Raw genomic sequence first — 8231 nt, forward strand, 5'->3', positions numbered from 1 at the left:
CGTCAGCGCCTGCCATGCGAGGATGGTTTTGCTGCACGTTCTGGGGCATTCTACTCAAAAGCAAAATCCATACATTGAGACAAAATGTCCCAGTTGAAAACCATACAAGACGAAGATTCGCCACCCTGGCTGCCGCGGCTGGCCGTGCATGGCGGGCCACGTTTCTTGCAGATTGCGGATGCCTTGCAGGCGGCGGTGGCAGAGGGAGTGCTGAAGCCGGGTGACCGCCTGCCAACGCAACGCCTGCTGGCAGCACGGCTGGACGTCGACCTGACGACGATCACGCGCGCTTACGACGAAGCCAGGCGCCGCAACTTGCTGGAGGGCCGCGGCGCCCGAGGTACTTATGTCGCGGCGCCGAAAGCCGAATTGAGCCCGGTCCTCGACCTGAGCATGAATACCCCGCCGCCGCCGGATGGCGTGGACTTCGACGACCTGTTGAAACAGGGTTTGTCCCAAGTACTGATGAGGTCAGATAATGCATCGCTGATGACTTACCACCTGGGCGGGGGAAGCGACTCCGACCGTAAAGCTGGCGCCAGATGGCTCGAGCCGATGTTCGGACATCTCGATTCCGGGCAGCTGGTTGTGTGTCCGGGTGCGCAAGCGGCGATCGCCGCATTGATCCTTGCGCTGACGCAGCCTGGCGATGTGATCCTGGCAGAGCCGGCGGCTTATCCCGGCTTGCGTGCCGCCGCGACCCAGTTCGGCCGGCGGATCATTGCAGTGGAAGCCGACCGGCACGGGATGATGCCAGGGATGCTCGAGGCAGCGTGCCGCCGGCACAAGCCCGGGCTGGTCTACCTCAATCCGACCTTGCAGAACCCGACCGCCGTCACCATGCCGGAACGCCGGCGCAGGGAGCTCGCCGGCATCGCGCAGCGCTGCAAGGTACGCATCGTCGAGGACGATCCCTACTGGCTCCTTGCCGATGCACCGCCACCGCCCGTTGCCAGGTTTGCCCCGGAACAGGTGGTCTACATCTCGACCCTGTCGAAATGCCTGACGCCCGGCTTGCGGGTCGCCTTCGTGCTCGTGCGCGACCCGCACGAACGCGAACGCTTCCTGGCCGCACTCAGGTCATTTGCGCTGATGGCCGCTCCGCTGACGGCCGCACTGGCCACCCAGTGGATCCTCGACGGTTCGGCTGACGGATTATTGGCAGGCGTGCGCAAGGAAGCGCGCCTGCGCCACCGGATGGCGCGGGATATCCTGGCGGGGCGGTACAGCGGCCCTGGCGACGGCCTGCACATATGGCTCGAGTTGCCGGCGTACTGGAACTCCGCGCAGCTTGCGCGTGCAGCCGCCAGCGACGGCATCGCAGTCACGCCGGCGGAGGCCTTCGCAACGGGCAGCGGATCGGTGAATGCAATCCGGATCTCGTTGGGGAGCATCAAGGACCGTGGACGCCTGCAGGCGGGACTTCAACGGCTGTCGCATCTGCTTGCGAGTCGGCCCGAGCCGTTCAGCGCAGCCGTGGTTTAACTGTCCAGAAAATATTGCGCTTCGTTCGGGAGTTTCGGTTATCGCTCCGCTGCCCTTGCAAGTCGCTCCGCAGCGACTATTGTGAAATAGACGGCAGCCTCGGCGCTGGCGTCGAAGGGTGGACAAGGTGGACATTTTTTCGGCGGTTGAACGGAAGAACCTGCGCGAGCTGAAGCGGATACTGAAGAGCGATCCGCTTGCCGCCCGCAGGACCGATTGTTGGGGACGCACGGCATTGATGCTGTCGTGCATCGAGGGGGAGGAGGCGTTCGTGCGGCTGCTGCTTCCATGCAGCGACGCGACGGCCGCCGACAGGGATGGCGAGACGGCGCTGATGCTGGCATCCTTCGGACACCCCGGTTGTGTCGAGCTGCTGTTGCCGGTGAGTGAACCCATGGCCCGCGACGGGGACGGCTGGACTGCCCTGATGTGGGCGGCCTCGAGCGGTAGCGAGCGCTGCGTGGCCTTGTTACTGCCCCACAGCGACGCAAACGCAGCCACGGAGTCTGGGCTCACCGCGCTCGACATCGCCCGGACTTACGACCAGCAGGCCCGGGCCCAGCAAATCCGGCGGCATATGGTGGAGACTGGCGACACCGGGGCGCTGGACGCCGTTACCGTTGCCGCTGCAGCGAGCGGCTCCCCCGGATCCGCGGCGCCAGTCTAGCCCGGGCGTCCGCTCACCTTGACGCTGTCGATCGGCAGGGCGATCTGCAGTTGCTGAAGCAGCTGCCCCATGCCTGCAGCGATGCGGTAGCCACTGAGCAGCAGCGCGTATTGTCCCGTCATGTAGGCGATCCGGGCATTGAAATACTCGTTTTCCGCATTCAGCAGGTCCAGCAAGGTACGCTGTCCGATACTGAACTGGCGCGCGTACGATTCGCGCGTGGCCGCGCCGGCGCTGACGTACTGGTTCAGCAGGTCCAGCCGTTCACGGGCGGTGCGGTTGGCGTTGTAGGCCTGCTGTACGTCTTCCTCGATGCGGCGCCGGGTCTGGTCCAGGATGTTGCGCGCTTCCTCGATCTGGAAACCGGCTTCGCGGATGCGCGCGAGGTCGGCGCCGCCGCGCGAAAAATTATAGCGAAGACGCAGCATGATGCTCAGGTCGCTCGTCGAGCCGCGTACGATATCGTCGGCGCGCCGCTTCGCCAGCTCGAGGTCGACGCGTGGCGAAAGGGCCGACCTGGCGCCCGATTGCAGGGCGGTGGCGAACGCGACGTCGGCTTCGGCGGATTTCACCGACGGGTGACCGGCCAGCGCCGCGTCGACCGCCAGCGTCTCGCTTGCCGGGAGCTGCCTGTCGAGCGGCTCGGGCGCGCGCAGCGCGGCGGGTGCGGCACCGACCAGGCGGCGATAGCCAAGTTCGGCATCCCGCAGGCTGCTTTGCTCCTGGCGCAGGTTCGCTTTCGCCAAGGCCAGGCGGCTCTCGGCCTGGTCGAGGTCGGCCCTGCGGCCGACGCCTCCTTCGCTGAGCAACTTGATTTGCTGGTAGATGCGCTGGTGGGCATCGAGGTTGTCGACGGCGGCGGCGACGGTTTCCTGGCGCCGCAGCACTTCCAGGTACACGGCCACGGTGCGCAGGGCGAGGTCGTCGGCGATCGCCGCGACGCCATAGGCCGACGACTCGACCCGCGCGGTCTGGCCCGCCACCTGGCTGCGTGTTGCCAGGCCGTCGAACAGCATTTGCGACAGCGTCACGGTGGCGTCGCGCTGGCGGAAGCCCGCATCGTTCAAGTCGCGCAGCCGCGTGTCCGGCGTATCGAGGTGTTCGCGCCCCGTGCCCACATTCAGGTCGACGCGTGGAAAATAGTTCGCGCGCGCCTGCTTGACTCCTTCATCGGCCGCATAGCGGCGGCTTGCCGCGGCCAGCACTTCGGGATTCGTGTGAACAGCCTGGGCAACGGCGTCGCGCAGCGTCTCGGCCCCCGCACAGGAGGATGCAGCGAGCCCGCATGCGAGCGCGAGCGTTGGCAAGACGGTGCGTCGTTTCATGTCGCTCCAGAGGGTCGTCCTTGTTTGTCTTCGATTGATGCCAAGAAAATAATACACAGGATGGAAGGTGCGTTCAATCCAAATCGCACGCCAGGGCCCGCCATGGTGCTAGGACAGGCTCATTTCCATGATTTTGCCCAGCATCTTGCGCGTCACCCAGGCTTCGCCCCGGTCGACCCCATGCACCGCCCTTGCCAGCAGGCGCTCGAGGTCGCCCTGCTCGAGATAGCCGCGCGCGCCTACCAAAAGGGCATTGGCCAGCTGGTCATCCTCGATGGCATGCGGTCCGACCAGCATGACGAGCGTCCCGGGGCACTTGCGGCGCAAGGCTTGCAGCAGCGAGCACTCGGCGTCGGTGCACAGGTCGGCGCTCAACAACAGGATGCGCGGTTTCAGGCGACACATCCTGGTAACCAGGTTTTCGCTATTCATCGATTGCCGTAAAACAATGATCTCACCGTCGTGGCGCAGCGTGTTCCTGCATTGCGCCATGCCGGTGCCATCCTGGGCCGCGATTGCCACGGTAATAGGTTCCATGATGCGGATTCCTCATGAATGCTCATGTCCGGTTGCCGGATCAGGGAGCGGACATGTGCCCGGCCCCCGATCCATTCCCCTTCGCTACATGACCGGTCAGATGAAATAATTGGGCGTATCGGCCTCGGTAATCAGGACGTTGTTCAGCGTGACCAGCGTGACGAAGGAATCTCCGCCACCGTTGCTGTCGACCTGGACGACAGTATTGGCGCCATCGGAGCTGAATTTCAGGTACCCGCCCGTGAACGCGTTCGTGCCGTCGTAGCCGGCAAAGCCCTGCAGCAGGTCGTGCAGGTCGAGCACGTCCGCGCCGTTGGTCCCCGACTTGCTGAAGTCCCCGACCACGTCGCCGGCGGCGCCGGCATCGGAAGCCAGGTTGAAGTCGAAGGTGTCGTTCCCCAGACCCCCGGTGAGCAGGTCGTCGCCGGCGCCGCCGACCAGGATATCGCTGCCCGCGCCGCCCGCCAGCACATCGTCGCCGCTGCCGCCATACTGGAGCTGGTCGCCGGCATGGGCGCTGTAGTTGACGATATTTACATTGCCCTGGCCGAGCAGGTCGTGGAAACCTGCCGAGGTGTACTGGCCCTCGAGGGCGATGCTGGCGGTATGGGCACCATCGCTGAGGATCAGGGTGCCGCCCGTCCCGGTGGCATTGGCGGAGTAGGCAAGCCTGACGTCGTCGCCGAAGAGATCGCCGAACACGAGCGAGTCGCCGGCATTGAACCCGGCGACCGTACCGGTGAACGCAGCCGAATGGTCGAGCACGAGCGTGCCGTCGCCGTCGGCGGCAAACTGCGTATGGCCGTTTGCGGCGCCGCCGAACTGGAGCGTGGCGGTGCCGCTGATCGTCGCGCTGCCGTTGCCGCCGACGTCGCCGTGGACGGTGACGTTGCCGCCGTTGGCCCACAGGCTTCCAGCATTGTCGAGCGCGCCGTTGATGACCAGGCCGCCGCTACCGGTCGCTGCCAGCGTGCCGGTATTGGTGACCGCGTGGCTGCCCGTGTCGATGACCAGTGCGTGGGCGCCATCGGCGAGGATGGTGCCGGCATTCGCGAGCGTCATCTGCCCATTGCCGAGCTGGCCGGCGCCGGAAATGGTGTTGTCGACATTGGTCAGCGTGGCGGCGGCGGTGCCGCCGAAAACGATGTTGCCGCTGCTGTCGGACAGGCGCAGGTCGCCGCCGCCCTGCAGGGTGACGTTGTGCACCAGGATTTCCAGGCTCGTGTCGCTGCCGGTCGACGCGAGCGCAATGGTGCCCGTATTCTCGATGACACCGCTGAACGGCATGATTGCGCCGTCGCTGATGGTCAGGGTGCCGCTGTTGACCGTCACCGGCTCCTGGTTGAAGACGAAATTGTTCGCGCCCAGTGCCGCGGCATGGACGCCGACCACCGTGATCGTCGCGCCGTTGTTCAGCGTCAGCACCGCATTGCCCCTGGCGTCGTCTGCGAGATGGGCCTGGACGGCGGCGAAGCTGGTGAAGCCGTCGAATCCGATCAGGTCGATCTTGTCGGCAGCGGCGTCGAAGTTGTGCACGGTGTCGGTGGCGATCGGCTGGGCGAAGACGAACAGGTCGGCGCCGGAGGAGCCGGTGAGGGTGTCGTCGGCGGAGAGCGCGAAGATCGGCGAGCCTGGCGCGTAGGCTTCGACGTTGTCGGCGATGAAGTCCATATGGGCGCTGCCGTCCTGGGCGGTCCACGATTGGGTGATGTTGAGCACGGCCGCGCCGGCGTAGGTGGCGGGCGTGGTCACCGTCAGGGTGGCGGGATCCGCCACCTGCACGGTCCAGCTGCCGTCGGCCGCACGTGTCCCCGCATTGAGGGTCCAGTCCGGCGGAAGTCCGGCAACCGTGATGGACACCATGCCGCTGACTTCGGCGGTTGGAACACCCAGGCCCAGGTTGATGGGTTGCCCTGCGATACCTGCCGGCTTGATGTCGGCAATCGTGTAACCGACGCCTCCGTTGCCCGCTGCATCGGTCCAGAATGCGGACCCGGTCCCGCTTGCGAGGATATTGAAGGGTTGGCTGCTTCCGTTCACGCCGCTGACAGCCACCGTGTAGGTCGTACCGGAGGTGCCCGTCACCACCGAGACGGCGCCGACGGTCGCACCTGGCGCCTGCACGTCCGCGCTGTCGAAGCCGGTCACGGCTTCGCTGAAGGTTACGGTGACTGTCCTGTTGGTGCCATTTTTGGTGAAGCTGGAACTGGTGACCGTCGGCGCCAGCGTGTCGATCGCCTGGCTGTCGAAGCCTGCCAGGCTGCCCGACGGGGCCGCATTTCCTGCGGTATCGGTCACGCCGGCCGCCAGGCTCAGGGCCACCGTGCCCGCGGCCACGTTGGCCGTCGGGGTGACCACGACCGTGTAGTTATTGGTGCTGCCAACCCGCGCCACGCTCGTGATGGTGCCATTGGTCGCGGTAAAGCTGCCGGTGGACACGCCCGTCACCGCTTCGTTGAAGCTGACGGTGAAGGTGATCGCCTGGTTGGCCTTGGCTGTGCCGGTGATGTTGTCGGTCACCGCCGTAATCGCCGGTGCGCTGTAGTCGGCGACGAGCGTCGGGTTGCCCGATGTGCTCGTCGTCACATTGCCTGCGGCGTCGAAGAGCTTGACGCTGACCACACCGCCGGCCGCAATCCTGGCCTGGAGCTCGGCGTTGGTTGGGCTGCCGTCACTGGTGGTGAAGTTCACCGAGGTGTCGCCGCTGGCGATGCTGGTATCGGTGGCCACCAGCGTGTTTCCTACATACAGTGCGGCGCTTCCTCCCGTGGCCTGGCCGGCGACGATCGTTGCCGATGCGTTCAGGAACGTGTTGGTGCCGTTCACGGTATTGGCGACAACGGTGCCGCCCACCGGCGTCAGCGTGATGGCCGTCGGTGCGTCGGGCGCCAGCGTGTCGATCGGCTGACTGTCGAAGCTGGCCAGGCTGCCCGGAGCGGCGGCGTTTCCTGCCGTGTCTGTCACTCCGGCCGCCAGGCTGAGGGCGACCGTTCCCGCGGCCACGCCGGCCGTCGGGTTCACCACCACCGTATAGTTATTGCTGGCGCCGACCTGCGTCACACTGGCCACGCTGCCATTGGTCGCGGTGAAGCTGCTTGCGTTCACGCCCGTGACGGCTTCGCTGAAGCTGACGGTGAAGGTGATGGCCTGGCCCAGCGCGGCCGTACCGCTCACGTTGTCGGTCACCGCGGTGACGGTTGGCGCGACCTCGTCGACGTCATTGATGGCAAGGCTGACCGTTTGCTCGCTGTGATTGCCGGCGGCATCGGTCGCCACCACGGTGAACGTGTAAGCGGACTTCGTTTCAAAGTCGGGGTTGCCAATCAGGGTCACCGCGCCGCTGGCGCTGTTGATACTGAATGCTGCCGCATCGCCTCCCGCTTTCAGGCTGTAGCCAAGGCCACCACTGATGTCGCCGGTATCGGTGGCGGTCGCCGTGTAGACGACCCGGCCGGCGCCGCTGTTTTCGTTGATCGCCGCCACAACCGCTCCGGAAGTGATGGCCGGGGCCACCTCGTCGAGGTTGTTGATATTCAGGCTGACCGTTTGCTCGGTCTGGTTGCCTGCGGCATCGGTTGCCAACACGGTGAAGGTGTAAGTGGACTTCGTTTCAAAGTCGGGATTGCCAATCAGGGTGACCGCGCCGCTGGCGCTGTCGATGCTGAACGCTGCTGCATCGGCCCCCGCTTTCAGGCTGAAGCCAAGGCCGCCATTGATGTCGCCGGTATCGGTAGCAGTGGCGGTATAGACCAGCTGGCCGACGCCGCTGTTTTCGTCGATCGCCGCAGCAACCGCGCTCGAAGTAATGGTCGGCGCGACTTCGTCCAGGTTGTTGATGTTCAGGCTGACAGTTTGCTCGGTCTGGTTGCCTGCGGCATCGATTGCCAACACCGTAAAGGTGTAGGCGGACTTGGTTTCAAAGTCCGGATTGCCGATCAGGGTCACGGCACCGCTGGTGGCGTCGATGTTGAACGCTGCTGCATCGCCGCCGGCTTTCAGGTGGTACGTAACACCGCCGCTGATGTCGGCGCTATCGGTAGCGGTGGCGGTATAGACCAACTGGCCGACGCCGCTGTTTTCGCTGATCGCCGCAGCAACCGCTCCGGAAGTGACGGTCGGCGCCACCTCGTCCAGGTTGTTGATATCCAGACTGACAGTTTGCTCGGTCTGGTTGCCTGCGGCATCGGTTGCCAACACCGTGAAGGTGTAAGCGGACT

Annotated in this window: 5 protein-coding genes; 2 read left to right on the forward strand and 3 right to left on the reverse strand. The window is 65.3% G+C overall.

Translation table 11 applies throughout. The features are described from left to right. Positions 1–84 precede the first annotated feature (84 nt). On the forward strand, positions 85–1485 hold the full coding sequence (locus ACI48I_RS15035) for an aminotransferase-like domain-containing protein (RefSeq protein ID WP_498574632.1): 1401 nt from the start codon (positions 85–87) through the stop codon (positions 1483–1485). Positions 1486–1603: 118 nt separating this feature from the next. After that, entirely contained in the window at positions 1604–2152 is a 549-nt protein-coding gene (locus tag ACI48I_RS15040) for an ankyrin repeat domain-containing protein (protein WP_498574633.1), read from the forward strand. Here ACI48I_RS15040 and ACI48I_RS15045 read toward each other — a convergent pair. The 3 genes from ACI48I_RS15045 to ACI48I_RS15055 all read right to left on the reverse strand — a co-directional run. After that, positions 2149–3477, reverse strand: a complete 1329-nt coding sequence (locus tag ACI48I_RS15045) for a TolC family outer membrane protein (protein WP_498574634.1) — start codon at positions 3475–3477, stop codon at positions 2149–2151. The genes ACI48I_RS15040 and ACI48I_RS15045 overlap by 4 nt on opposite strands. A 108-nt stretch (positions 3478–3585) precedes the next feature. Beyond that, positions 3586–4014, reverse strand: coding sequence for a response regulator transcription factor (locus ACI48I_RS15050; RefSeq protein WP_193686163.1), 429 nt, complete (start codon positions 4012–4014; stop codon positions 3586–3588). A gap of 96 nt (positions 4015–4110) precedes the next feature. Continuing rightward, positions 4111–8231 (reverse strand): beta strand repeat-containing protein (locus ACI48I_RS15055; RefSeq protein ID WP_498574635.1); only part of this gene is annotated, 4121 nt, incomplete at its 5' end.

It is taken from the genome of Massilia sp. LXY-5 (genome assembly GCF_059801075.1).